The following is a 25108-nucleotide window of genomic DNA, read 5'->3' as shown; positions in this document are numbered from 1 at the left end:
AAAGGCGTTGCGTCAACAGTTAGGTAATTTCCGGCCCGGCCCTTCCCCGCCCGAACTGCCAATTTACCCCGTCGGCACGCATGATTCCGCCCACCTGATTACCCACTTGCCGCTCAAGTACCGGCCGCCAGGGCACGAGCGTGAATTCGCGACTCTTCTCCACCAGGGCGAACCGCCCGCTTATCAAATCGATTTGACGCGTGAGCCGGCCCCCAATCGCGTCGCCAGGCCGCGCCTCGGCAAACGCCTTGCCCAGCTCGCCGGACAACTGCCCGCCGACGCGCAGCAATTCCCGGCGTCGAAGGGCCGCCAGCGCGTTGGCACGTAGCCGCACGCGGTCGCCGTCCGAATCTGCCAGTCCGTGCTTGACCAACCATTGGCGACGCGCAGCCAGCGCACTACGAACCTCTCGTCCGAACCCGGCATCGCGTATGGGTTGCGCGTCGCCAGAAGCCAATTCACGGTCCACCCAGGTCGCGGCATCAGCGTCGCGCAACTGCTCGAGCGGGGCGGCCGATAAGATGACCACCTCGGCCGGCTGGTCGCGGTAGCGGCGGGCCTCGTACGAAGCGGCGCGATCGAGATGGTCCGCGGCGATCGTCCAGCTTCCGTCCGGTTCTCGCTCGACGCCGGCGCCAGCGCGGCGCATCGCCTCGAGCCGGCGGACATGCGCCTCGGCAAAGGCCTGGGTCGCGGTGGGATCATGCCGCAGATGGAGATCTACCGAGTATCGCCCGGCATTGGCGGCGGCGACCTCGGCGACGACGCGGTCGGCGTCGCGGACCTCCAGGCTGCGCGCGCGCACTTCGACGATGCTTCCCTCGGCCAATGGACCGGTCGCATCGCCTCGACCGATATCAATATAATGGGCATGGCCATCGACGCCATCGACGAGCAGGAAATGGCGGTCGTTATGCTCGTCGGCGAAGCCTCTCGCGATAATGCGGCCGACGATGGGTTCGACGGCGGCGTCGCCGGCGCCAAAAACGCTGCGTCCAAGCCAAGGGCGCTCGAGCTTCCGGGCGGTCAACTCGCGCTGCATCGTGCGGATGATGTCGCCTCGCTCGCTCATCGCCTTAAGGGTCGCCTCCAGATCCTCGGCGAGCTGCCAACGGCCGCCGCCCAAATTGTCGGCGAGCCCGAGGCTGGCGAGCTTCTGCAGCCGACCCGCGCGAAGCGACTGCTGGAACGGGTCGCTGTCCGCCGAGGACACGACGCGATCGGAGTCCATCGCCTGGATCAGGCGCCGGTCGATCGCGGTCACCCGCTCCTCGCCGATATCATGGCGCAGCCGGGCCTCGATCTCCTGGTCGGTGCGTGGTCCCAGATCGAGTGTCGCCAGTTCGGCCGCCCGCGTGCGGATGCCGTGCGAGATATACTCGCGGGCGATGACAAGATTCTGGCCGAGGTCGTCGACGCCGCGCAGCATGATGTGCGTATGCGGGTGCGCGGTGTTGAAATGGTCCACTGCCACCCAGTCGAGACGCGTGCCGAGATCGGCCTCCATCTGCGTCATCAGACGGCGGATATAGGGCTTAAGGTCGGGATACTCGGACCCGTCCTCGGCGGAGACGATGAAACGGAACTGGTGGCGGTCGCCTGCCGAGCGTTCGAGGAATGCTTTGCCGTCGGCCCGAGCATGCTCGGCCGAATAGAGCTCGCCCGGCGCACCTTCGCGGGTGACGCCGTCGCGCTGGATATAGCGGAGATGCGCACGCGCCGCCGACAGGCCTTTCCCGCCGAGGCGCACGAGCCGCGTCTTGACCACCGCGCGCCGTGCCCGGAACGCGGCGAGCCGGTCGCGGCTGGAGAGCAACCTGCCCATGCTGGCGCCACGGCCGATCCGGCTGCCGTCGAACCGCCGGCTGCGGATCTCACCCTTCTCGGCGGAGCGGGCCGCGGCAGCGACGACGGTCGAAAGGTAGCGCCGCGCGCGCTTACCGCCGCCGCGGTTGCGCATCCTGCCCAGACGCGGGGTGAACTCTCCGTCATCGCTCATGACGACCGCCGCTCAGCGAGAGTCTCGCAAACAGGGGCAAGAAACGTCGGATTTCCGCCCTTTCTGCGCCTTCTGTCTCGCAGGGCGCCGCGCCTGTCTCGCGAAAAAACGATGTGCAGACAACCACATAGCAATGGCCGCGAGACATTGCCTTTCTCTTGCATTCCCTTCTTCCTTCTTCTGCTGCCCTCCCCCTCACTCGGCGCAAAAAAATGGCCGGGACGCGCGCGCCTTCCGACACCGCATCCCGGCCCATCGAGATCAGGCATCCGCGAACGCCCGAACCGCGTCGCCACGCCGCTTGAACGCGCGTCGACCTTGCATCCCGTGCGCGCTTCCGTCCCCGTCGATGATCATCACCGCGACGAACCATTTGCCGTCCAGGCGCCCCAGAATGCGCACCCGATCGAGCTCGATTTCCTCCCCGCCCAACGCCTCATAGCTGCCGATCCAGCGCTCCTTTATCCGCGCATCCCAATGGAATTCGACATCCTCGGCTTCCAGAAAACGATGCGCCAATGCCTGGCCGGCGCCCCGTCCGAACTCGATCTCTAGCCCCGCCGCCAGCGCCGAAATCACGCGATCCGCTGCGGCCGAGATGGGTTGAACAAAGGTCATGAACTGTCTCCGCTTGTCGCCCTCCTCATCGAGGACGCAGCCTCGACGACGGGGGGCGCAGCGGCTGTCAGGGCCGCCGGAGCGCCAGCGCAGGCGCCGCGCAGCGGACGCGGGGGGAACCGATTTGCGCAGCAAATTGGGGGGACCCGCGGGCCTTGATAGGCGCTGCGCCCCCCGTCATGCTGGGACGACCACGACGAGCCCCCACCCCGCAGGACCGTCATTGCGGGTCCTTCCGCACTGCGAACAGGAGCGATCGGGGCCTATTGGCAGCATCCTGCGCAGCAACATCGGCAAGCTCGCGCCGCACCGCGAACAAGGGCGGCGTGGGCGCTTCGATTGCCGCTGTCTGTGCAACTCGGCCGGCTGGCGCGACCTTCGCCACATAGGCGATCGTCTCGGCGCGCAAAGTGGCGCGACCGGCGAGCCACTCGGCATAGCGGCCCGGCCCGGCATTGTACGCGGCGAACAGGCCGGGATAGCCGAACCGGTCGTACATCAGCCGAAGGTAGCAAGTACCGGCGAGGATATTGTCGCGCGGATCGTCCGGATCGGCGCCGAGGCCGAGCCGCGCACGCATGTCCGACCAGGTTCCCGGCATCAGCTGCATCAGCCCCATCGCGCCCTTGGTCGAACGGATCGGGCGTCCGTCGATCGCGGTCATCCCTCCGCTCTCGGCGCGCATCACCCGGACGATCCAGGTCTCGGGGATGCCGAAGCGCTGCGAGGCTTCGGCGATGAAGGGCTGCCAGCGCGCCACCGCGTCGGCCGCCGCAGGGCCCGGCAGCGCGAGCATCAGCGGGGCGAGCGCGAACCTCAGCGGGTCCATAGCGGCCTCGCTTTGCCGACCAACTGGTCGGCGCGGCTGATCCCGAAATAGCGCCCGTCGAACGACGCGGGCGCATCCATCAGCAGGAGATACTCGCCGGGAGGCAGGGTCCGGCAGCCCTCCCACCAGGGCATAGGCCGGCCCTTGCCATCCACGGCGAGCCGGGTCGCGACCTGCTTGCCGTCGACGCGGATCGAGGGGCCGGTCGCACAGACTCGATCCCCGGCGAGCGCGGCGACACGCTTCACCAGCGGCACATTGCCCGGGAGGTAGTGTCGGGTCGCAGCAAGGTGCCGATAGGGCGCCGGCGCCCAGGCAATCACCATATCGCCGCGACCCGGCGCAGTGCCCGGGAACACCCGGTAGAGCCCTTGCGGGGCGCTGTCGCTCGCGTTCCAGACGAGGCGCGGCGCCGGCGGAAAGGCCAGGGTCGCGAGCGTCGCCCAGAAGCAGGCGAGACCGACCAGGATCCATCGCCAGACGCGTGCCCGCACCCGCAGATCATCGGGGCTCATGGCTTTTTGCCCTTGAAGGTATCGCGCGACCAGGCGTCGAGATCGTCGATATGGTAGATGACCATATGCGCGTGGCGACGCGGCGTCGGACCCGGATCCTTGGACTTCCCGCCGCGCATCCGCTGCAGCGTGCGTTCGGAAATGCCGAGATAATGCGCGGCCTGCGCCGTGCTCAGATAGGGGCTGCCGCGCTTTGCGCGTTCGGCCCGGGCAAGTTCGTCGTCCATCGTTCCAATCCCGTCGTTGCTGGCAGGCCCGCAGGCCGTCCTGACGACGGGTGTTGCCGGCTGGCGCCGGGCGGCAGCAGGGTCGAAAACCGCACCCCCGCGAAATCGACACCCCCTTGAAAGGGTGACGGACCGCGGCGCCCCGAAGGGCGCCGCGGCGGCCGGATCAGCGCGACCAGATCAGATTGTGCGCACCGCCCTCGCCCTCGGCCAGCGTCGCGTAGATCGGCGCGGGGAAGGAAGGATCGTCGAGCTTGACCGAGATATAGGGCCGATCCTCGCGCGAGGATTTGCTCCAGCCGGCGCCGAACTCGACCCCGCCATTGGCGGTGACGCGATAGTCGGGCGCCTTGTCGTTGTCCTTGGGCGAGGGCTTGAGGACCGCCTTCACGTTGAGGGTGAGCGTGCGGATCGTGCCGGTGAAATTGCCCGCATCGTCGCGGGTGAAGCTGCCAATCTGTGCCATGATAACCTCCGACTGCTTGGTCGAAGCCGCCCGAATGCGGCCTCGATGGCGTCGGACAGGCAGGGCAGGCGGCCTGCGTGCACCCAGCTCGGGGTCCCCGTCGCGCTCGCGCGATGGGGTGGGCGTAGGGCCGCAACGCAGTGGAGGACGGCGAAGCCGTTGCAGGCATGAAGGCCGCGCCCTGCCAGACAGCCATCGCAAAGAGGCCGTGGGCGGCTCTCGCCAAAGCGCCGGGGAGGTTCGGCGCCGGTGGGTGCCCGCCGCGCGCTGGGCCTCAAGAAGGCCGGATCCGCCCCCCGCCAGTGAGGGCAAATCCAGTCTCCCAAGGGTACGACATGCGCGACAGGCGGACCTGCCGGGGCGGTCGAGCGCGAACCTTAAGCGATTGGCAAGGCCAGGGTGCGAGGCTGCGGGGCGTGGCTCGGCAATTCACTCCGTACCGGCACCGCCGCCCGCGCCGATCGCAGAGCGGACGGGAATCGCGTGGGGCATTCGTGCGCACGCTGCTGCTGGTCTGGGGCGCCGTCGCCATCGGCACCTGGGCCGCGATGCCACAGCTGCTGGCGGTCTCGAGTGCGGTGACCACCACCCCCGAGCAGCGCGCGGCGATCGAGCGATCCGCCTATTATCGCAACTGCAATGATGCGCGCGCGGCCGGCGCCGCCCCGATGTATCGCGGCCAGGCGGGATATCGCGAGGGGCTGGATGGAGATTCGGACGGGATCGCCTGCGAGCCCTACCGGCAATGAAGCGAATGACCGTTTCGCCCCCATGCAGGACGTTGGGCCCTAAGTTGTGCGCCTCGAAAATCCGCCGCTCGACGCGACCATGCAGTATATCTAATTTGGTCAACATCGCCGTTCGGAGGAGTTGAGATGAGCAACGCTGAATTGACCGACCGGCAGTTGCTCAACGAAGTCAGGGCCGCATTTCGCGAGCGTGCCAGGGAACGCGCCAAGCCGTTCCTTGCCGAGTTTTCCAGACGTAGCCTCGCGCGAGACAAAGCCAAGGTCGCAAACGATATTGCGTAATCGAGCGTCCGGATAGCGGCCCAAGCTCCTATGAGCCGCCCGACCGCTTTCCACGAACCTTCCGTCGTTCCGCATTCCTTAGTCAACGACCCAAAAAGCCGCGCCGGGCAGCCTGCAAAGGCGCCCGGCGCGGCCGATTCATTCATGGTCCGAAAGGGCACGGGCGGCCCCAGGACCGCCCGTGCAGCAAGTCAGGCCGCCAGCTTCTCCTCGACCTCACCCGGCTCAGGGTCCGGCAGAACAGGCCGTGCGCCGAGCATCCGGCCATGGGCCTTGACCGTGCCGACCCCGCCCCGCCCGGTATAGGCGGCGGGCGGGAACGCCATCCATTTCGGCACCCAGCGCTCGACCTTGGGACGACCGTCCGCGCCTTCCAGATGCGCGACGACGATGGTCTTGAGGGTCTTGGTCTTCTCCTGCCTGTTGGCATCGGCGACCCGCGCACCCGCGACTTCGCCGACGATCTGGCCCAGCACCTCCTTGTCGCGGATCAGGTCGAAAAAGGCGGTATCGGCTTCCCACCAATCGGCCATGTCCACGCCGAGATGCAGCCCCAGCGCCTCGACTTCGGCGGAGCCCCGCGCCAGCGTCTCGCCCATCGCCACCGCGACCAGTTCCATGACGACGGCATCGGGAAGCTCCACCAGCCGCTCGAAGATGGCGGTCACTTCATGGCCGACGCCATAGCCGTGGACGAGGTTGGCCTCGTCCTCGCCGAACCCCAGTACCGCCAGCGCCGCGCGGCGCTTCTCGTCGAACACCGTCTCGGCGCGGGCGCATTCGGCGCTCTCGGCGACCGCATCGCTCGGTGCGCTACGGTTGTCGGGCTTCACCGAATATTGCGCCGCGCCGGTGCCGATGACGTGCGCCGCCATCAGGCGAAGCGCCACGCCGGGCTTGGCGAGCATCGCGGTGCGAACCGCCGCGTGCCGGTGCAGATCGACATAGCATTGCAAACCCGAGCTGATCTCGGGAGGCGGCGGCTTGGGCGCGTCCGGCTGCTCCCCTTTGGCGCGCTGTGCAACCTCGCGGCGGCTGAGATAGCCTTCGTGAAAGACGACCTCGCCATTGGCGCGGACATCGACATAAACCCGCCCGCCCTTCTTTTTCGGCGTCTTCTCATATTCCCAACTGTGGAAATGCTCGGTCGCGGGGACGACCGCGACCGCGCTCCATCCGGCGTCGAGATAGGCGGTGGTGCGCACCTCGATCTCGGCATTCTGCGCGGCCCAGAACGCCTCCGCGTGGGCGAAATAGCCGCCTTCGCCGAACAAGTCGGCGACCACAATGCCCGAATAGCCGTCCAGCGGGAACAGCGCGTTGGCGGTCGGGATGGTCGCCCCGCCGAACAGCCACGCCTTGATCTGGTTGCCGCTCGGCGCGCGCTGCTCGGGATCGTCGAACAGCGCCAGCCAGTCCTTCTGCTGGACCTTGCTGGCAAGGGTCAGGTGGCGGATCGTCACCCGGTCGATCTTGTCGCGGCGGTAAAGGTCGCGCAGGCGCGGCAGCAGATTGCCGAGCGCGAGCGTGCGGCGCACGGCAAGCTCGGGCAGGCCGAAGGTAAGCCCGATTGCCTCGGGGCTCTGGCCCTGCTTCGCCAGCTTGGCGAACGCTTCCCATTGCCGCACCTCGTCGGGATCGAGCCGCGCCATATTCTCGATCAGCGAGGCCTCGATGGCGGCGGCATCGTCGCCGTCTTCGAGGATGCCGCAGGGCAGCAGATAGTCGCTTGGCGCGATTTCCTTCTCGGCGGCGTCCAGCCCCGCCGCGTGGAAGCGGCGGCTTCCCGCGTCGATCTGGAAATGCTCCGGCTCGGGTCCGGGGCGGACCAGCAGCGACTGGATCACCCCGCGCTTGCGGATCGTGGGAAGGATGTCGCTCACATCGGGCGGCGCCTTGCCGTGGCGCATATTGGCCTTGCTGACCGTAAGCCGGTCGAGCGCGATGAACTGCAATTGCATAGCAATAACTCCTCTTTCGATTGCGGCGGACAGGCGCGCCGCACGCCATCCGCCGGGCTCAGGGTCCGGAGGGATCGGGGATGCCGCGCGCCAGCGCGACGCGGCGAAGCAGGGTTTCGGCCCAGAGGATCGAGCCCGCATGGCTCGACCACTGCGTCCAAACCGACAGCGCGAACGGGGTCCGAAAGGCGGTGTCGCGCTCGATCAGCAGACCGTAGCGCAGGCGCACCGAAGCCAGTTCAGCGATGCTGAACGATCCGAGTTCGGGGCAGCCGAATCCGAGATCGGCGAGCCCGAACAAGGTGTCGCCATCGACGTCGATTTCGGTCGCCAGCCATGTCGCGGCGCTCAAGGGGTTGAACAGCTTGAGAACCGGCACGGGATCGGGCTCCGCCGCATGGGAACGCTGGGCCGCGAGATGCGCCTCGGCATAGGCGCGCAGGATCACGCGCAGATCATCGGGGAGCAGGATCATGCGGCGATCCTCCCGGCCTGCGGGAGCGCGGCGGCGGCTTCTTCGGCCTCGCGATGGCGCGTCAGCAGCCAGTCGGCGGCCTTGCTGGCTTGGGAGGCGGCGCGGAAGATCGCGCGATTGTCGTCGCGCAGCACCGCGAGCCACGCGCCGATATAGTCGGCATGGCGTACCGTGGGGACGATACCGAGCGCAGCGCAGAGGAATGCCGAACCCATCTCGGCGACCAGTTCCTCGCGAGCATAGTCCTTGCTGCCGAACGCATTGAGCAGCTGGCGTCCAAGACGCTTGGCGTGGCCGGTGGCGTGGGTCAGTTCGTGGAGCGCGGTGCGGTAGAAGTTGATCGGCGCGAAGAAGGCCCGCTGCGGCGGCACCACAACCATATCCAGTCCGGGAGCATAATAGGCTTCGTCGCCGCCGATTCGGAACGGCACGCCCGAGGCGGCAATCACGGCCTCGGCAAGCGGGACCTGATCGGCCTCGGACACGGGCGCCGCCTCCCCGCCCAGTCCCTCGGGCAGGCCGTCGCACTGGTCGATATGGAAGACGGTGAAACGCTTGAGGAAGGTGACCGCCTTCGCGTCTTCCCCTGTCTCGGCAGCCCGCGCCTTTTCCTCTTTGGGCACGAAGCTATCGGCATAGAAGACCGTGGTCCCGCGCTCGCCCTTGCGCACCGCGCCACCCGCGCCGAGCGCTTGGCGAAAGGTCAGCCAGCCCTGCCCGGCAAAGCCGCGCTCCTGCGCGGCGCCCCAGAGCAGCAGGATGTTGATCCCCGAATAGGGCCGCTTGGTTGCCGCATTATGCGGCAGGCAGGGTCCGATCCCGGCGCTGCCCCAAGGCTGCACCCATGGAAGCCGTCCCGCCTCCAGCTCGGCGACGATCCGCGCCGTCACTTGCCGATACAGATCGCCCCGCTCGCCTTTGGCTCCACGGTTGTTGGTCTTGCGCATCGCACGCTCCCCACCGCCAAAAACACCATGCCTCCCCGCAAGAGCGGGGGGTGGGCGGCGAAGCGGACGGACCAGGCCCGCGCGAAGCGGCGGGCGGCACCGAAGGGCGCAACGAAGTGGAGCACCGCGAGCGTAGCGAGGGGTTGCCGCCGGCCGCGGCGGGCCTAGCCGGGAGCGCCGGCCACCTCCCGCTTGCCGGGAGAGGCACATAAAAGACTCGGCTGCACAGCAGCCTCCGCCGCTGCGCCAGCGGGCGTCACCCTTGGCCGAGACCGCAGGGCTCGGCGGCGCACATGCCGTCAGGCGATCGTGCGGCGTAGCACGCGGTCGCGCGCAAGCGCGCGAGGCGCCGCCCCGCCCCTTGCCGCCCCTGCCCCAGGAAACACCCTACGCAGGTCCCGCTGGAAAAGGCCGCAGGCCGCGGTCGAGGCCGCGAGCGGCAGCACCGCTGCCGCCTCGAACGCCAGGTCGTCCGGCGGCGGCGCAGTCATATGGGCGAGCAGCACGACATGGCTCTGGAAGGCGCCCTCGGCAGCGCAATTGCGCGCTTTGTCGGACCCGACCGCATGGCCGACCACCCGATCGCCGACCGCGAACCGGGTCACGCCTGCGCCGACCTCGGCAACCTCGCCGGCGACGTCGGAGCCAAGAACGAAGGGATAGACGGTTCGCCGCGTCGATCGGTGAGACGCGGCGCGAAGCTCTGGCCAAAAGTCGCGCATGACGCGCGGGGCTACGCACTCTATACCCTTCTTATGGCCTCGAAAACTCAGAGCACGGAGGATCCGCCGATGTCTTCGCCCGCGGCCTTTGCAAGCGATGCCGGGCCGCATGCCAGCGACGCCAGCCGGCAAACCCGCATCCTCGAGGCCAGCGAACGGCTGGTTACGGCGCACTCCTTCGAGGACGTCATTCAGGTCCTGCGCGACACGGCGCGCTCCGCAATCGGCGCCGAAGGCATCGCCATCGCGCTCAAGGACGGCGACCGCTGCGCCTATGTCGCCGAGGATGCGGTCTCGCCCTTATGGCAGGGCCAGAGCTTTCCCGCGGCGGATTGCATTTCCGGCTGGGCGATGCGCGAACGCGAAACGGTCGCGATCCGCGATGTCCGGCTCGACTCCCGAATTCCGCAAAAGGCCTATGCCCAGACCTTCGTGCGCAGCCTCATCATGGTGCCGATCGGGCGGCCCGAGCCGGTCGCGGCGCTCGGCGCCTATTGGTCCGCGCCGGCGGATCACGACCAGGGCACGGTCGAGCGGCTCGAGAGCCTGGCCCGGCTCGCGACTATCGCGATCGAGAATGCGCGGCTCGCACAGGCGCGCGACCGCGCCGAGGCCGAGCTTCGCGAGGGCGAAGCGCGCCTGCACCTGGCGGTCGACAATGCCGAGGTCGGCTTCTGGGACGTCGATATCGTCAACGACCGTCTGATCTGGCCCGCGCGCACCAAGGCGATGTTCGGCATCTCTCCGGACGTGCCGGTCACGCTCGACGACTTCTACAGCGGCCTCCATCCCGACGATCGCGAAGCGACGACCATCGCTTATCTCGCCGCCGCCGATCCGGAAGTCCGTGCGCTCTACGATGTCGAATATCGCACGATCGGCAAGGAGGACGGCCTGGTGCGGTGGGTCGCCGCCAAGGGCCGCGGCGTGTTCGACGCCTCCGGGCAATGCCTGCGCGTTGCGGGGACTGTGCTCGATATCACCGGGCGCAAGGCGGCGGAGGTCTATCGCCTCGCACTGGCGGAGCTGACCCTGGCGATCCGGGACCTGACGGATCCCGCCGATATCGGATATGCTGCGGCCGAGGTCCTTGGGCGGACGCTTGGCAATGCCCGTGTTGGCTATGCCGCGATCGATCACGATGCCGAGACGCTCCATGTCGAGCGCGACTGGACCGCGCCTGGGGTCGATACGCTCGCCGGAACCCTGTCGCTGCGCGACTATGGCTCGTTCATCGACGACCTGAAGCGGGGCGAGTACATCGTCATCCCGAATGTCCGCGCCGATCCCCGCACGTCCGGCGCCGTCGAAGCGCTGGCAGCCAAAAACTCCTGCGCGTTCGTCAATGCGCCGGTCCTCGAGCAGGGCCGTCTCGTCGCAGTATTCTTCGTCAACCATGGCGAGGTCCGCAACTGGAGCGAGGCCGATCTCGCGCTGATCCGGGAGTTCGCGGACCGGACGCGCAACGCCGTCGAGCGCGCGCGCGGCGAACATGCCCTCAGGGCAAGCGAGGCACGGCTGCGCGAGCTCAACGAGACGCTGGCGGCGCAGGTTGCGGCCAAATCCGCAGAGCGCGACCGGTTGTGGAACCTGTCGCAGGACATGCTCGCACGCGCCGATTACACGGGCATGATGTCGGCGGTCAGCCCGGCCTGGACGCAGGTGCTGGGCTGGAGCGAACACGAGTTGCTGACGCGCGGCTATGCGACCTTCATGCATCCCGAGGATGCGCCGCCTACCCTGGCGACAATCGGGCGCATGGCGGAGACACGTCAGCCCACCCGCTTCGAGAATCGCATCAGCACCAGCGACGGCGGCTGGAAGCCGATCGAATGGACGGTCGCGCCCGAGCCGGACGGCCTCAACTTCATTGCCGTCGGACGCGATCTCAGCCACGCCAAGGCCCGCGAGGCGGAACTGGAGAAGGCGCAGGAAGCGCTGCGCCAAAGCCAGAAGATGGAGGCGATGGGCAGCCTGACCGGCGGCGTCGCCCACGACTTCAACAATCTTCTCACCCCGATCATCGGCTCGCTCGACATGCTGGTGCGCAAGAATGTCGGCAGCGAACGCGAGCGGCGCCTGATCGACGGCGCGCTCCAGTCGGCCGAGCGCGCCAAGACGCTCGTGCAGCGCCTGCTCGCCTTTGCCCGCCGCCAGCCACTTCAGCCGACCGCGGTCGATGTTGCGTTGCTCGTCGAAGGGATGGTCGGACTGCTCAGCTCGACGCTGGGTCCGACGATCGATGTCCGGGTCGACCTCGCAAAGGACCTGCCGCCGGCGCGCGCGGATGTGAATCAGCTCGAGATGGCGCTGCTCAACCTTGCGGTAAATGCGCGCGACGCGATGCCCAAGGGCGGCGAGCTCAGGATTGCCGCGCATCGCGAAAGCATTCGCGTCCAGCATGCCGCGGGCCTGGCCCAAGGACATTATGTGTGCCTCACCGTCACCGACACCGGCGTCGGCATGGACGAAGCGACGCTTCAGCGCGCGACCGAACCTTTTTTCTCGACCAAGGGGCTCGGCAAGGGCACCGGCCTCGGCCTGTCGATGGTGCATGGACTGGCCGCCCAGCTCGGTGGCGGGATGACGATCGAAAGCGAACCCGGCGCGGGCACGGCTATCATGCTCTGGCTGCCGATCAGCGCCATCGCCCCGGGAAGCCCGGAGCAGGAACCGGCGCAGACTCTGGTCGTGAAGTCGCGCGGCGTCGCGCTGCTGGTCGACGATGAGGAGCTGGTGCGGATGAGCACCGCCGACATGCTGGTGGATCTCGGCTACCAGGTGACCGAAGCAAGCTCCGCGGAGGAAGCGCTGGCGCTGCTCGGGACCGGGCTCACCCCGAACCTCGTCGTCACCGACCATCTCATGCCGGGCATGAGCGGCGCCCAGCTCGCGCGCGAGCTCAAGGCCATGCGGCCGGACCTGCCGGTGCTCATCGTCTCCGGCTATGCAGAAGCCGAAGGCGTCGATCCCGACATCGCCCGCTTGACCAAGCCATTCCGCAATGCCGAGCTGGCCGAAAGCCTGTCGATCCTGTTGCCCTTGCCGTCCGCCTGAGGTTGCGGCCTACCGCGATCTGCGGCTCGCTCTCGAGCCCGATAGTAGAGGCGCCAACGCGCATGCGCGTTTTCACCAGTTTATAACGGGTTAGCCCTAAGCCTAGCGCAACCCGGTAAGAGGATTGCATGCGTCAGATCGTCTATATCAGCACTGCGACAGGCGAGGTCGGTACCGCCGCACTGCGCGAGATTCTGGCAGCTTCGAAGGCCAACAACCGCCGCGACGGCATCACCGGCCTGCTGTTTTTCGACGGCAAGCGCTTCCTGCAAGCCATCGAGGGCGAGGATCCGCAGCTCGCCACGACGCTGGATCGCATCCGCGAGGATCGCCGGCACCGCGCAATCGTCATCCTGTCGGATCGCTCGATCGAGCAACGCGAGTTCGGCAGCTGGGCAATGGCTGAGCGCCAGGCCGGGGACGAAGCAGAGGCGTTCCTAGCCCAGGTCTCGTCGCTCGTCGCGGGCGCTTCCCCGAACGTGCGCGCCACGTTTGAAGGGCTGGCAAGCGTCCGCACGACGGCCTAGCCCCGACTTCCGGCACGCGTTTATTCCCGCGCCGCACAAAACCGGCCGGAACCGCGATCGAGGTCGCGGCTTTGGTCCCGGATGCCCAACCAGAACCTTGCCGGACCAATCGCAAACCTGCGTCGCGGCGACCTCATCGCCCAGACCCGCGGCGCGGCTGCCGACGCAGCCGCTTGGTTCACCGCGCACTGGCTGGCGATCGCAATCGCCATAGCCGTCGGGGTCGCGATCTTCGGCCTCCTCCTGCTGTTGCGCGGCTGGGCCGTGCGGCTGTGCAAGCGCGGCGAAGGTGTCGCCACCTGGTATAGCATTATCGGCCGCGCGCTGGCGAAGACCGGCACCCTCTTCATGGGGATGACCGCGGCGCGATTGGTGATCGGCTATGCCGACGCTCCGCCGATCATCCATGCGACCATCGTTTTCCTGTTCACCATCGTCGCGGTGTTCCAGGCCGCGATCTGGGCGCGCGAAATCATCTTCGGCGCGATCGAGCACCGCACCCGCGCCGACCCCGGCCATGACCATGGCCTGGCCAGCGCGCTAGGCATCATCCGGCTGCTGGTCACGATCGCGCTGTTCGCCATCTCGGTCGTGCTGGTGCTCAGCAATCTCGGCGTCAACGTCACCGGCCTGATCGCCGGGCTCGGCGTCGGCGGCATCGCGATCGGCTTGGCCGCACAAGGCGTGTTCGCCGACCTGTTCGCGGCGCTCGCCATCATCTTCGATCGGCCGTTCCGGCTCGGCGACTCCATTTCCTACGACAAGGGGTCGGGGTCCGGCACGGTCGAGGCGATCGGGCTCAAGTCGACCCGCATTCGCGGCGGCAATGGCGAAGAGCGGATCATCGCCAATCGCAAGCTGCTCGACTTCGAGATCCTCAACACCACCAGGCGCGCGCGCAACCGTTTCAAGTTCGACTTCCATCTCGGCTACACGACCGATCCCGAGCTGGTGCGGTCGCTGCCCGCTTTGCTCAAGGAAGCCGTCGAGAGCGAGGGCTATGTCCTGGTCCATGGCGGGCTCAACGGCTTCTCCGACGCCGGCCTCAGCTACGATCTCGAGTTCGAATCGGTCGAGACCGACTTCCCGGCCGATGCGCGCGACAATGTCGCGGCCGCAGTGCTCGCGCGCTTCCGGCAACGCGACATCGGCCTTCGCCTATCCGACGACGGTCAACCTGATCGCGGAGAAGGCCGCCCCCCTTGAGGCCGCGCCGTCCAAATCGTCATAACTGAAGTTAAGGTTCGAAAAGATAGGGCAACTTCGGGCACTCCGGCGGGTTGGGGCAAATACCAACTGGAGGGCATCATGGTAAAACCGACCAACGACAAGATCGTCGATCCGCAACCCGTAGAAATCGAGACCAAGGTCGGAAATGGCGGCGAGCTCCACCAGCTGGCAGGCAACGGCGTCGAGACGCTGACGACCCAGCAGGGCATTCCGGTCGCGGACGACCAGAACAGTCTCAAGACCGGGCCGCGCGGCGCGACCCTGCTCGAGGATTTCCATTTCCGCGAGAAGATCTTCCACTTCGACCATGAGCGGATCCCCGAGCGCGTCGTCCATGCGCGCGGCTACGGCGTCCATGGCACCTTCACGCTGACCGAATCGCTGGAGGAATTCACCACCGCGCGCATCCTCAGCGAAGTCGGCGAGCGCACGCCGATGTTCACGCGCTTCTCGACCGTGGTCGGCAACAAGGGCTCTGCGGACCTCGCGCGCGACGTGCGCGGCTTTGCCTGCAAATTCTATACGAAGCAGGGCAATTGGGACCTGGTCGGCAACAATATCCCGGTCTTCTTCATCCAGGACGCGATCAAGTTCCCCGATCTGGTCCATGCCGCCAAGCCCGCGCCGGACCGCGAATTCCCGCAGGCGCAGACCGCGCACGACAATTTCTGGGACTTTATCAGCCTGACCCCCGAGGCGATGCACATGATCATGTGGACCATGTCGGACCGCGCGATCCCGCGGTCTTACCGGTTCATGGAAGGCTTCGGCGTCCACACCTTCCGGCTGATCAATGCCAAGGGCAAGTCGACCTTCGTCAAGTTCCACTTCAAGCCGCGCCTCGGGCTGCAGTCGGTCGTCTGGAACGAAGCGGTCAAGATCAACGGTGCCGATCCCGACTTCCACCGCCGCGACCTGTGGGACGCGATCGACATGGGCACGCCGCCGGTCTGGGACTTCGGCGTGCAGCTGTTCGACGACAAGTTCGCCGAAGCGTTCGAGTTCGACGTGCTCGACCCGACCAAGATCATTCCCGAGGAACAGGTGCCGGTTCGGATCATCGGCGAGTTCGTGCTCGACAATCTCGTCGACAATTTCTTCGCCGAGACCGAGCAGGTTGCCTTCTGCACGCAGAATGTCGTGCCGGGCATCGGCTTCTCGAACGACCCGCTGCTCCAGGGCCGCAACTTCTCCTATCTCGACACCCAGCTCAAGCGCCTGGGCTCGCCCAACTTCACCCATATTCCGATCAACCAGCCGCGCGGCTGCCCGGTCCATAATTTCCAGCAGGACGGGCACATGGCGATGCGCAACCCCAAGGGGCGCGCCAATTACGAACCCAATAGCTGGGGCGGCCCGCGCGAGGACCCGGAGGCCGGCTATCGCCACTTCGCCGAGCCCGAGATGGGCGAGAAGGTACGGCTGCGGTCCGAAAGTTTTGCCGACCATTACAGCCAGGCGCGCCAGTTCTTCATCAGCCAGACGCCGATCGAGCAGAAGCATATCGGCGATGCGCTGGTGTTCGAGCTCTCCAAATGCGTGCGCGTCGACATCCGCGAGAAGATCGTCGGACATCTGCGCAATATTGACGATACCCTTGCGACCACCGTCGCGACCGGGCTCGCGCTTCCCAAGCTGCCGCCAGCCGCCAAGCCCGCGGTCAAGCCGCGCGATGACCTCGCGCCTTCGGACGCACTCAGCATCGTCAAGCGCGCGCCCGGCAGCTTCGCCGGCCGCAAGCTCGGCATCCTGGTCAGCGACGGCGCATCGGCCGCGCTGGTCAATGCCCTCGCCAAGGCGATCGAGGCGCTCCCCGCCACCTATGAGGTGATCACGCCCCGGATCGGCGGCGTGACGCTCGACGACGGGACCCTGTTCGAGGGCAAGCAGAAGCTCGATGGCGGGCCTTCGGTACTCTATGACGCGGTGGCACTCGTGCTCTCGGCGGACGGCGCGGCGCGGCTGGCGCGCGACGGCGCGGCACGCGATTTCGTCGCCGATGCGTTCGGCCACCTGAAGTTCATCGGGTTCACCGAGGAAGCGGCACCGCTGCTCGCCAAGGCCGGCATCGGTGAGGCCGATCGCGACGAAGCCTTCGTTTCGCTTGCCAAGGCAGCGGACGCCAAGGCGTTCGTCGCGGCGTGCGGAGCGCTGCGTCACTGGCCGCGCGAGTTGGCGGTCGATCTCGACGCGGACGCCCAGCAGGCGAAATAGCCCGGTCGCACGGCGGCGCCCCGGCACGGGCCGAGGGCGTCGCCGCCGGCAACGCGAACGATGCGCCCCTTGCCCCGGCGCGGCAATCCAATGAGGCCCCATGAAGCCCGAGTTTCTGAATATCCCCGCCGGCCTTGCCTCGCGCCGCGATGCGCCGCGCTGGTCGGTCCGCTGCGAAAGCGACCGCCTCACCGACGTGCTGCTGTGCGCACCTGCTCATCTCAGCCCGGTGCCGTGCTGCTCGGTCACGCGCGAGAGCCTAGACCGGGGATTCGAGACGGACACGCACAAGGCGCTTGCGCAGCACCGCGACCTGCGCGCCGCGCTCGAGCGGCACGCGGTGCGCTGCCATATGCTCGATCCCCTGCCCGGCCTCCCCGACCTGTGCTTCACCCGCGACTCCGCGGTCGTCACGCCCTGGGGGCCGGTGCTGCTCAATCCGGCGCTGGGTCATCGCCGCCGCGAAGTCGATCATGTCGCGCGCTATCTTTCGGAACTCGACGCCGGCCCGGTGCGCCGGATCGAGCGCGGCACGGTCGAGGGTGGCGACGTCTGCGTCGCGCGCGACGGTCTCGCGATCATCGGCTGGTCCGGCGAACGCACCAGCCTCGCTGGTGCCGAGACGCTGGCGGCGCTGTTCCGGACGCATGGCTGGGACGTCCTGCTATGTCCTTTCGACGCCTATCATCTCCATCTCGACACCATCTTCTGCATGGTCGATGCGCGCACAGCGCTGGCTTGCATCGACGCATTGCCGCAGGAATTTCTCCGAGCGCTCGAGGCGCGCGGCATCCATATCCTCCCCGTACTGCCGGCGGAATCGCGCCAGCTCGGCTGCAACATCCTGTCGCTGGACGGGCAGACCGTGCTCGTCGCCAAAGGAGAGACGCGGCTCGAGGCGCTGCTATGGCGGTCGGGCTTCGAAACCGTTCCGGTCGACATATCGGAATTCGCGGCGTGCGGCGGCGGACTGCATTGCGTGACCATGCCGCTCGCACGCGCTTGAGCGGCATACCCACGCCTTTGCAACGCCAGCGCCACAGGACCGGCATCGATCGCAGCAAACTAGCGCGACGGACATCCGGGACAGCATGCGCAACCGATTGAGCGGCCGCGCATTATCGCCGGGTGCCGCACTATATCTTCCATCTCAACCGCGCCGGTCCCGACATCGCCTTCAAGGACGAAGCGCACGAACTGCCAAACCTCATGGCAGCGCTGCAAAAGGCCAATAGCCGCGCGCGCGCCGTGCTGCGCAGATGCGTGCGTTGCGGCCCCGAGGCGGTCCGCGGCACGCTCGATATCCAGGATGCCGACAGACAGCCGATCGCGCGCATCTATCTCAGCGAGCTGATGCGTCAGATTTCCTGATCCCGGACGGACACAAGTCCGTCCCTGATACGCACTCTCGGGACGCCGCCATTGGCGCGGCGGCGTGCGCGCGCGGGCCGTGCGCCAGCCGCTGCCGCGTCCCCAAGGCGCTCCCGAGTGTGCAACGCGGGCCCGTCAATGCGCGAACCCTGGCGGCTTCGCAGAAGCCCGCCAGTGTGCGCTCACCAAAACCCGCGTTCCGCTGACCTTACCGGATCGCGCGCCGGCCCGGCGCGTTGGTTCATGGCGAAGAACAATTCGGAAAAGTGGTGGACATGGCCGGTGGATGGACGCGCGACGGCGCGGTGCAGGATCAGATCGACGACACGGTCGCGGACGCGGTCCAGTTCGCGCGCGCGCGTATGGCCTCGGGCGAAGGCGATACTCACTGCGCGGAATGCGGCGAGGAAATTCCCGAGGCACGCCGCAAGGCGCTGCCGAGCGCCCGGACCTGCGTGCAATGCCAGTCGACGCGGGACCGCAAACCGGCTTTCTCTGCGTTCAATCGGCGCGGAAGCAAGGACAGCCAGCTCCGCTGAGCGGCTCGCCGCGCCCACCGCCACTTAATCGCTGATAATCAAGACGAAATCTTGCTCTATGTTGCGACCGTCGGGAACGGCGAAGGTCGGCCAGGGTTTGAGAAGGACCCATAGGAGAGCCGTTCATGTCCGAGATCCTGGAGCCAGCCCGCGCCGACGACGCGCCGCTGGCAACGTCCAAGCACGCCTCCGCCGCGGTCGACATCGCCTCCGGCCAGCTCGTCGATCCGCGCGGCGACACGCTGATCGGGCGTGCTGTTACGATCAATCGTCCGCGCAAGGAGCTTTTCGCCTATTGGCGCGACTTCGCGAACCTCGCGACCTTCATGGACAATGTCGAGCGCATCGATGTCCTGTCGCCGACCCGGTCGCATTGGGTGGTCAAGGCGCCGGGCGGAAAGACCGTCGAATGGGACGCGACCGTCACCGAGGAGATCGAGGACGCGCTGATCGCCTGGTCCTCGGACGAAGGCGCCGAAGTGCCCAATAGCGGCCGCATCGAGTTCCGCGACGCCGGCGCCCGCGGCACTGTCGTCACCGCCACCATCCTCTACGATCCGCCCGCCGGTGTGATCGGCAAGGTGATCGCAAAGATGTTCCAGCGCGAGCCCGCGATCCAGGCACGCCGCGACCTGCGTCGTTTCAAGCAACTCATGGAAACCGGCGAGATCGCCACGTCTTCGCGCACCCGCGCGCAGCTCGATGAGGAGAAGAACTGATGCGCGCGCTCACCTGGCACGGCAAGCACGACGTCCGCGTCGACACGGTCGACGATCCCGAGATCCTCAATCCGCGCGATGCGATCATCAAGATCACTTCCACCGCGATCTGCGGCTCCGACCTCCATCTCTATGACGGCTATATCCCGACGATGCAGGCCGGCGATATCCTCGGCCATGAGTTCATGGGCGAAGTCGTCGAGGTCGGCGCCAAGTCGACGCTGCAAAAGGGTCAGCGCGTCGTCGTGCCGTTCACCATCGCCTGCGGCAGCTGCTATCATTGCGGCAAGCACCAATATTCCGCCTGCGACAACGGCTTGCCCGCAGACAATCAGGATATCGGCCAGGAAATGTACGGCCAGCCGATGTCGGGGCTGTTCGGCTACAGCCATCTGACCGGTGGCTATGCCGGCGGCCAGGCCGAATATGTCCGCGTGCCGTTCAGCGATGTCGGCCCGATCGTAATCCCCGACGGCGTCGAGGACGAGAAGGTGCTGTTCCTATCCGACATCCTGCCGACCGGATGGCAGGCAGCCGAGAATGCCCAGATCGAGCCCGGCGACACCGTCGCTGTGTGGGGCTGTGGCCCGGTTGGCCTGTTCGCCATCCAGTCGGCATTCCTGATGGGCGCGGAGCGCGTCATCGCGATCGACCATTTCCCGCACCGGCTCGAACTGGCGAAGAAGTTCGGGGCCGAGACGATCAACTTCGAGGAAAGCGCCACCTACGAGGCGCTGATGGTGATGACCGGCGGCATCGGCCCCGACGCGGTGATCGACGCCGTCGGGCTCGAGGCGCACGGCTTCTTCGTCGACAACGTCATCGACCAGATCAAGAAATCGACTTTCCTCGGCACCGATCGCACCCATTCGATCCGCCAGGCGATCCATGCCTGCCGCAAGGGCGGCCGCGTCTCGATGCCCGCGGTCTATGGCGGCTTCGTCGACAAGTTCCCGCTCGGCGCCTTCATGGAAAAGGGCCTGACGCTCAAGACCGGCCAGACCAGCGTCCAGCACTATATGCCCGCGCTGCTCAACGCGATCATGGAAGGCAAGATCGATACCACCTTCTTGATCAGCCACACGCTCGGGCTCGAGCAGGCCCCGGACGGCTACAAGATGTTCCACGACAATCAGAACGAAGTGACCAAGGTCGTGCTCAAGCCCGGCCTGGCACTCGCAGCGGAGTGAGCACCATGGCGAAATTCGGAATCATCACCGGCGCCTCGAGCGGCATCGGTGCGCAGTTAGCGAAGCTCGCCTCGGCCGACGGCTACGAATTGCTGCTGGTCGCGGACACGCCCTTCGTCGACCCCGCAGCCGGAATCGCCGGCGCCGAGACGCTGGAGGTCGACCTTTCGACGATCGAAGGCGTCGACCGGCTGCTCGGCGCGATCGGCGAGCGTCACATCGACTTGCTCTGCGCCAATGCCGGGCACGGTCTGGGCGGCGCATTCCTCGATCAGGACATCGCCGAGTGGCGCCATGTGATCGACACCAACGTCACCGGCACAGCCTATCTGCTCCAGAAGGTCCTCAAGCAGATGGTGACGCAGGGTGAGGGCAAGGTGCTCGTCACGGGCTCGATCGCCGGCTGGATGCCGGGCAGCTTCTCGGCGGTCTACAACGGCAGCAAGGCGTTCGTGGACAATTTCACCGCCGCGATTCGCAACGAGCTGAAGGACCACAAGGGCATCACGCTCACCACGCTTGAGCCGGGCCCGGTCGAGACCAACTTCTTCCACCGGGCCGGCATGGACGACACCAAGGTCGGCCAGGGCGAGAAGGCCGATCCGGCCGATGTCGCCAAGGATGGCTGGGACGCGCTCAACGCCGGCAAGGACACGATCATCTCGGGCTGGATGAACAAGCTCCAGGTTGCCGCGGCCGGCGTGCTGCCGCAATCGGTGCCGGCCCAGATGCACCGCGGCATGGCCGAACCGGGCAGCGGCGACGCGTGACCCCAACGGCAAGCCGGGGCGACGCATGCGCCGCTCGTCGCGCAGCGGCATCCTGACATGCCGCCGCTCGGCGATCAGACCATTCTCATCACGGGGGCGAGCTCGGGAATCGGGCTCGTCGCCGCGCGGCTCGCCGCGTCGCGCGGCGCGAAGGTGATCCTCGTGTCGCGCAACGAGGCTGCGCTGGCGGACATCGTGCGCGGCATCGAAGCGCAAGGCGGACAGGCCTGCTTCGCGATCGCCGATGTCGGCGACCGGGACTCGCTGGCGCGGGCGGCGGATGCCGGCATCGCGCGGTTCGGCCGCATCGACACCTGGGTCAACAATGCCGGCGTTGCGATCTATGCGACGCTCGCCGACACGCCGGACGACGAGCATCAGCGCCTGTTCCGCACCAATTATTTCGGCGTCGTCAACGGTGCGCACGTCGCGCTCGAGCGCTTCGGCGACCGCGCCGGAAACCTCATCACCGTTGCATCGATCGCGGCGGACATGAGTACGCCGATCATGGGCGCCTATGCCGCGTCGAAACACGCGGTGCGCGCCTTTGTCGACTCGCTTCGCATCGAATTGAAGGCTGCTGGCTCGCCGGTAGCGGTCTGCCTGATCAAGCCCTCGGGCATCGCGACGCCCATCGGCATTCACGCGGCGAACCATCTCGATGGCGAGGCGATGATCCCGCCCCCACCCTATGATCCGGGTCTCGTCGCCGAGGCGATCCTGCGCTGTGCCGAGCGCCCTCGCCGCGAGGTCACCGTCGGGGGTGCCGGTCGCGCGCAGGTGCTGTTCTCCGAGCATTTCCCGGCGCTGTTCGAGCGCCTCGCGCCGCTGATCATCCCCTTCCTCCACGACCGCGCCATGGTGAAGTCCAAGGGCAGCAATCTATTCGGCCCGGGCACGGACGGCGAGGAGCGGTCGCCGCACGAGCGCGGCTTCACCCTCAGCCCCTACACCCAGGCGGTCCTGCGGCCTCGGCTGACCGGCGCCCTGCTCCTGTCTTCGGTAGCGGCTGCCGGCGCCTATGCGCTTTGGAGGCGCCGGCGGTCTCCCGGCTGAGGCGACGGAGCCCCGCAGTTCCGCGTCCCGCTCAAGCGTGGGCTCCGCCCGGCACCATAAAGCTTGCGAAACGTTCGCCGGGGACAATCGAGAGAGGAATCGCCTGTGAACCGCTTCTTTACCGCGCTCGCCTCGCGCAGCGCTGCCGTGATGGGTCATCCGCTGGCGTTCATCCTCGCCACGCTGTGCTGCATCGTCTGGGCGGTCAGCGGCCCGGTCTTCCACTATTCCGATACCTGGCAGCTGGTGATCAACACCGCGACCACGGTGCTCACCTTCCTCGCCGTGTTCCTGATCCAAAACAGCCAGAACCGTGACGGCTCGGCGATCCAGGCCAAGCTCGACGAACTGCTGCGCGCGGTCAACAAGGCGCGGCCCGAGTTCATCGGCATCGAGCATCTGACCGACAAGGAGATTTGCGCGATCCGTGATGCGCTCGAACGCGAAGCGGGCAGCGGCGACGCGGGAGCCGAATCGGCCGACGCCTCGGTCGACGAGCTGCTCGCGCGCCATAGCGGCTCGGACTAAAGCTGCCGCCTGTCCTCCGGGGCCATACCCTCCGGCGGCCAAGGCACGGCGTCGAGCTCGCGCATAAGCACGTCGAAGTCGCGCGGCTCGCCGAGCGGATAGGCAAGCGCCAGGCCCTGCGCCCAGCGCTCGAGATCGCGCATGGAGACCGTCTTGATCGTGAAGCGTGCTTCATCCATTCCATGCGAACGCTGCAGCGCGACGTACGTGCCATCCATTGCGCAGCAGAAACGTCATAAAAATCCGCTACTTAGTTCGCCCGCGTTGACACGGTGCGCGCAAAACCCATCTAAGCGCCGCCCGCTGATGCGAGCCGACGCGTGCGGGCCATTGTGGGAAGCCTTTTGAATAGGGAACGATCGATGACCGACAATCCATCGGACTATTATGCCCGCCGCGCCGAGGTCGAGCGGGCACTGGCGGACAAGGCCCAGGATCCGGCGGTAGCGCGCCTCCACCGCGAATTGGCGAACCGCTACGACGCGATCGTGGCGGGCGGGACGGAAGCCTCCACGGAACCCGCCGGCCCGGCGTGAGCGCCCGCTCAGGCCTGATCTCGCGCGCGCCGCCTGCCCTTGCCGCGCGTCATCGGATCCGGCTTGGGCGGCGGCTTCCATCCCGGCGGAGGCGTGACGCGCTGCTGGCTGGTGCCCAATCCCATCGCACCAGGCTGCTGGCGCCGCAGCCCGGCGGTTTCGGCCTGCGCGGCCTCCTCAGGCGTGGCGCCGCCGCGTACCAGGCTGATCTGGTCGCGCAGCGTTCGGGCGCGCTCGAAATCCATCGCCTCGGCGGCGACTTCCATCATCCGCTGGAGTTCGGCGAGCGTCTCGGTCATTCCGCCGGGCCGATCAAAGGTGCGGAGGACGCAACCTTCAAGCGCCCAGTTCCTCGAGCGTCCGGGGTTCGTGGATGGGGCAGCCGTTGAACCGCGCGCGATAGGCCGAAGAAAATGCATAGGGACGCTTGCGCGCACGGTTGACGCCGCCGAGCGGCTGGTGCGCCGCGAGCCCATGCCAGGGCGCGAATGACAGGGCGTCCTCGGTCTTCTCGCTCTCGCCCTGGACCCAGGCGCGTTGCGGCGCAACCGTGAGCGTCGCGACTGTACGAAAAGGGCACGCCTCCTCGTCCCAGGCCACCGAGGCGTCCTCGATGGGCATCGTCTCCAAGTCGGTGCAGAGCTGCACGCGAAACTCCCAGATGCCGCCCTGCTCGGCGAGCAGTTCGTTCATCGCCGCACGGATCGCGTCGGGACGTCCCGTGGCGTTGATCGTTGCGTCGGCGAAGTCCTTGATGGCTGAGACCGGCACGAGCTGGAACTTGGCGATATGATCGCCATGGCGAAACGGCGTCTGGCTGAAATAGGTCGCACCAAGCGGATGGACCGGCTTGGCGCCACCCAGCGTGCTCAACATCGCCGACTGGACGCCCACCGCCTCGAGAGCGGACTCGAAACTGCGCAGCACCGCCGACAGCAATTTCTTGCCGCCCTCGGCCTTGTCGGTGGTCGCGGCGAGCAGCTTGAGGTTCGTCAGGAACTTCTTGGCGTCGGGCGCGGCGAAGGCCGGCGCATTGACAAGGACGAAATCCTGGGTGGTGTCGCCCTCACTGCCGGGCAGGCGCTCGCCCTCGACGCCGAGCACCTTGATCGCGACTCCGCGCGGCAGCCGGATCGCATCGTCGAGAATGTCGCCGGCGTTGGTCGAGAAGCGCAGGATCGCCTCGTGCTCGCCCGGCACCCCGAACAGGCCTTGGGCGAGCTCGGGCGGCAGCCCTTGCGCGATCCGAAGCGTGCCGCGGGCGATAGCATGCCCCTTGGCGTGCACCGAGCGGACGGCATGGCCGTAATCCTGCGAGGTCGTATCGAGGATCTTCTGGAACTGTTCCTCGAGACCCTGGATCGTCTCCGCTTCGTCCGGCTCGACCTGTTCGACCGACGGGCTGTAGCGAACCGGCTGATCCATCGCGATTTTTCCTGGCCATTCCTCGCTACCAACCCTTGTCCGATGCGTGCGTTCCCGAGGTACAATCGGCCAGCGCCTGTAAGCGGCGCGCGCATCGGCCCGGCTGGCCTTTCAGCCGAGCCTTGCATCGCGCTGGCACGGCGAGCGTTCGCGATT

Annotated in this window: 28 protein-coding genes; 15 read left to right on the top strand and 13 right to left on the bottom strand. The window is 67.2% G+C overall.

Annotation, left to right across the window (positions count from 1 at the left end; translation table 11 throughout):
* Window positions 1–19 precede the first annotated feature (19 nt).
* The 6 genes from rlxS to ABLE38_RS14850 form a co-directional block, all read right to left on the bottom strand.
* Window positions 20–1999 carry a relaxase/mobilization nuclease RlxS gene (rlxS, locus tag ABLE38_RS14875; RefSeq protein ID WP_348975009.1) on the bottom strand — a complete coding sequence of 660 codons (1980 nt, stop codon included), beginning with the start codon at window positions 1997–1999 and terminating at the stop codon, window positions 20–22.
* A 261-nt stretch (window positions 2000–2260) separates the two neighbouring features.
* Complete coding sequence (locus ABLE38_RS14870; protein WP_348975008.1) at window positions 2261–2617, bottom strand: hypothetical protein; 357 nt, start codon at window positions 2615–2617, stop codon at window positions 2261–2263.
* A gap of 220 nt (window positions 2618–2837) precedes the next feature.
* Window positions 2838–3446, bottom strand: coding sequence for a lytic transglycosylase domain-containing protein (locus tag ABLE38_RS14865; protein WP_348975007.1), 609 nt, complete (start codon window positions 3444–3446; stop codon window positions 2838–2840).
* Window positions 3434–3961, bottom strand: coding sequence for a S26 family signal peptidase (locus ABLE38_RS14860; RefSeq protein ID WP_348975006.1), 528 nt, complete (start codon window positions 3959–3961; stop codon window positions 3434–3436). The genes ABLE38_RS14865 and ABLE38_RS14860 overlap by 13 nt, the downstream gene beginning before the upstream one ends.
* Window positions 3958–4188: a helix-turn-helix domain-containing protein gene (locus tag ABLE38_RS14855; RefSeq protein ID WP_348975005.1), complete on the bottom strand. Its 231-nt coding sequence runs from the start codon at window positions 4186–4188 to the stop codon at window positions 3958–3960. Before ABLE38_RS14855 ends, ABLE38_RS14860 begins: the two co-directional genes overlap by 4 nt.
* Window positions 4189–4354: 166 nt before the next feature.
* Window positions 4355–4654, bottom strand: coding sequence for a DUF736 domain-containing protein (locus ABLE38_RS14850; RefSeq protein WP_348975004.1), 300 nt, complete (start codon window positions 4652–4654; stop codon window positions 4355–4357).
* 494 nt (window positions 4655–5148) lie between these two features.
* Here ABLE38_RS14850 and ABLE38_RS14845 point away from each other — a divergent pair, with 494 nt between their 5' ends.
* Window positions 5149–5403 carry an excalibur calcium-binding domain-containing protein gene (locus ABLE38_RS14845; protein WP_348975003.1) on the top strand — a complete coding sequence of 85 codons (255 nt, stop codon included), beginning with the start codon at window positions 5149–5151 and terminating at the stop codon, window positions 5401–5403.
* Window positions 5404–5529: 126 nt separating this feature from the next.
* Window positions 5530–5685, top strand: coding sequence for a hypothetical protein (locus tag ABLE38_RS14840; RefSeq protein WP_348975002.1), 156 nt, complete (start codon window positions 5530–5532; stop codon window positions 5683–5685).
* Window positions 5686–5876: 191 nt separating this feature from the next.
* On the opposite strand, the gene ABLE38_RS14835 is transcribed toward ABLE38_RS14840, so the two are convergent.
* The 4 genes from ABLE38_RS14835 to ABLE38_RS14820 form a co-directional block, all read right to left on the bottom strand.
* Entirely contained in the window at window positions 5877–7646 is a 1770-nt protein-coding gene (locus tag ABLE38_RS14835) for a ParB/RepB/Spo0J family partition protein (protein WP_348975001.1), read from the bottom strand.
* 58 nt (window positions 7647–7704) lie between these two features.
* Window positions 7705–8121: a DUF2958 domain-containing protein gene (locus ABLE38_RS14830; RefSeq protein ID WP_348975000.1), complete on the bottom strand. Its 417-nt coding sequence runs from the start codon at window positions 8119–8121 to the stop codon at window positions 7705–7707.
* Entirely contained in the window at window positions 8118–9068 is a 951-nt protein-coding gene (locus ABLE38_RS14825) for a zincin-like metallopeptidase domain-containing protein (protein WP_348974999.1), read from the bottom strand. The genes ABLE38_RS14830 and ABLE38_RS14825 overlap by 4 nt, the downstream gene beginning before the upstream one ends.
* A 299-nt stretch (window positions 9069–9367) precedes the next feature.
* The gene (locus ABLE38_RS14820) at window positions 9368–9790 is read right to left on the bottom strand and encodes an alcohol dehydrogenase catalytic domain-containing protein (protein ID WP_348974998.1); all 423 of its coding nucleotides are present in this window, start codon (window positions 9788–9790) and stop codon (window positions 9368–9370) included.
* 69 nt (window positions 9791–9859) lie between these two features.
* Here ABLE38_RS14820 and ABLE38_RS14815 point away from each other — a divergent pair, with 69 nt between their 5' ends.
* The 12 genes from ABLE38_RS14815 to ABLE38_RS14760 all read left to right on the top strand — a co-directional run bounded on the left by ABLE38_RS14815 (window position 9860) and on the right by ABLE38_RS14760 (window position 22991).
* The gene (locus ABLE38_RS14815; RefSeq protein WP_348974997.1) at window positions 9860–12847 is read left to right on the top strand and encodes a PAS domain-containing protein; all 2988 of its coding nucleotides are present in this window, start codon (window positions 9860–9862) and stop codon (window positions 12845–12847) included.
* Window positions 12848–12975: 128 nt separating this feature from the next.
* On the top strand, window positions 12976–13374 hold the full coding sequence (locus tag ABLE38_RS14810) for a BLUF domain-containing protein (protein ID WP_348974996.1): 399 nt from the start codon (window positions 12976–12978) through the stop codon (window positions 13372–13374).
* An 81-nt stretch (window positions 13375–13455) separates the two neighbouring features.
* Window positions 13456–14580 (top strand): mechanosensitive ion channel domain-containing protein, encoded by a 1125-nt coding sequence (locus ABLE38_RS14805; protein ID WP_348974995.1) that lies wholly within the window; start codon window positions 13456–13458, stop codon window positions 14578–14580.
* A 102-nt stretch (window positions 14581–14682) separates the two neighbouring features.
* Window positions 14683–16818 (top strand): catalase, encoded by a 2136-nt coding sequence (locus tag ABLE38_RS14800; RefSeq protein WP_348974994.1) that lies wholly within the window; start codon window positions 14683–14685, stop codon window positions 16816–16818.
* Window positions 16819–16918: 100 nt separating this feature from the next.
* Window positions 16919–17824, top strand: a complete 906-nt coding sequence (locus ABLE38_RS14795; RefSeq protein WP_348974993.1) for an arginine deiminase family protein — start codon at window positions 16919–16921, stop codon at window positions 17822–17824.
* 122 nt (window positions 17825–17946) lie between these two features.
* A complete protein-coding gene (locus ABLE38_RS14790; protein WP_348974992.1) occupies window positions 17947–18189 on the top strand; it encodes a hypothetical protein in 243 nt (80 codons plus the stop codon).
* A 275-nt stretch (window positions 18190–18464) separates the two neighbouring features.
* Window positions 18465–18728, top strand: coding sequence for a DksA/TraR family C4-type zinc finger protein (locus ABLE38_RS14785; RefSeq protein ID WP_348975223.1), 264 nt, complete (start codon window positions 18465–18467; stop codon window positions 18726–18728).
* A gap of 125 nt (window positions 18729–18853) precedes the next feature.
* Window positions 18854–19447 (top strand): SRPBCC family protein, encoded by a 594-nt coding sequence (locus tag ABLE38_RS14780; protein WP_348974991.1) that lies wholly within the window; start codon window positions 18854–18856, stop codon window positions 19445–19447.
* Entirely contained in the window at window positions 19447–20637 is a 1191-nt protein-coding gene (locus ABLE38_RS14775) for a zinc-dependent alcohol dehydrogenase (protein ID WP_348974990.1), read from the top strand. Before ABLE38_RS14780 ends, ABLE38_RS14775 begins: the two co-directional genes overlap by 1 nt.
* Window positions 20638–20642: 5 nt before the next feature.
* On the top strand, window positions 20643–21407 hold the full coding sequence (locus tag ABLE38_RS14770) for an SDR family NAD(P)-dependent oxidoreductase (protein WP_348974989.1): 765 nt from the start codon (window positions 20643–20645) through the stop codon (window positions 21405–21407).
* A 57-nt stretch (window positions 21408–21464) separates the two neighbouring features.
* Window positions 21465–22463 carry an SDR family oxidoreductase gene (locus ABLE38_RS14765; RefSeq protein WP_348974988.1) on the top strand — a complete coding sequence of 333 codons (999 nt, stop codon included), beginning with the start codon at window positions 21465–21467 and terminating at the stop codon, window positions 22461–22463.
* A 105-nt stretch (window positions 22464–22568) separates the two neighbouring features.
* Window positions 22569–22991, top strand: a complete 423-nt coding sequence (locus tag ABLE38_RS14760) for a low affinity iron permease family protein (protein ID WP_348974987.1) — start codon at window positions 22569–22571, stop codon at window positions 22989–22991.
* Here the strand turns inward: ABLE38_RS14760 and ABLE38_RS14755 are convergent.
* Entirely contained in the window at window positions 22988–23209 is a 222-nt protein-coding gene (locus ABLE38_RS14755) for a hypothetical protein (protein WP_348974986.1), read from the bottom strand. The two genes, ABLE38_RS14760 and ABLE38_RS14755, sit on opposite strands and share 4 nt — an antisense overlap.
* Before the next feature lie 144 nt (window positions 23210–23353).
* Here ABLE38_RS14755 and ABLE38_RS14750 point away from each other — a divergent pair, with 144 nt between their 5' ends.
* Window positions 23354–23527: a hypothetical protein gene (locus ABLE38_RS14750; protein WP_348974985.1), complete on the top strand. Its 174-nt coding sequence runs from the start codon at window positions 23354–23356 to the stop codon at window positions 23525–23527.
* A gap of 8 nt (window positions 23528–23535) precedes the next feature.
* Here the strand turns inward: ABLE38_RS14750 and ABLE38_RS14745 are convergent, their stop codons facing one another.
* Both ABLE38_RS14745 and ABLE38_RS14740 read right to left on the bottom strand, forming a co-directional pair.
* Window positions 23536–23826, bottom strand: coding sequence for a UvrB/UvrC motif-containing protein (locus ABLE38_RS14745; RefSeq protein ID WP_348974984.1), 291 nt, complete (start codon window positions 23824–23826; stop codon window positions 23536–23538).
* A 37-nt stretch (window positions 23827–23863) separates the two neighbouring features.
* Window positions 23864–24952 (bottom strand): catalase family protein, encoded by a 1089-nt coding sequence (locus ABLE38_RS14740; RefSeq protein WP_348974983.1) that lies wholly within the window; start codon window positions 24950–24952, stop codon window positions 23864–23866.
* Window positions 24953–25108 lie beyond the last annotated feature (156 nt).

This window comes from Sphingomonas sp. KR3-1, from assembly GCF_040049295.1.
Classification (GTDB): domain Bacteria; phylum Pseudomonadota; class Alphaproteobacteria; order Sphingomonadales; family Sphingomonadaceae; genus Sphingomonas.
This window is presented reverse-complemented; position numbering and strand designations above follow the sequence as displayed.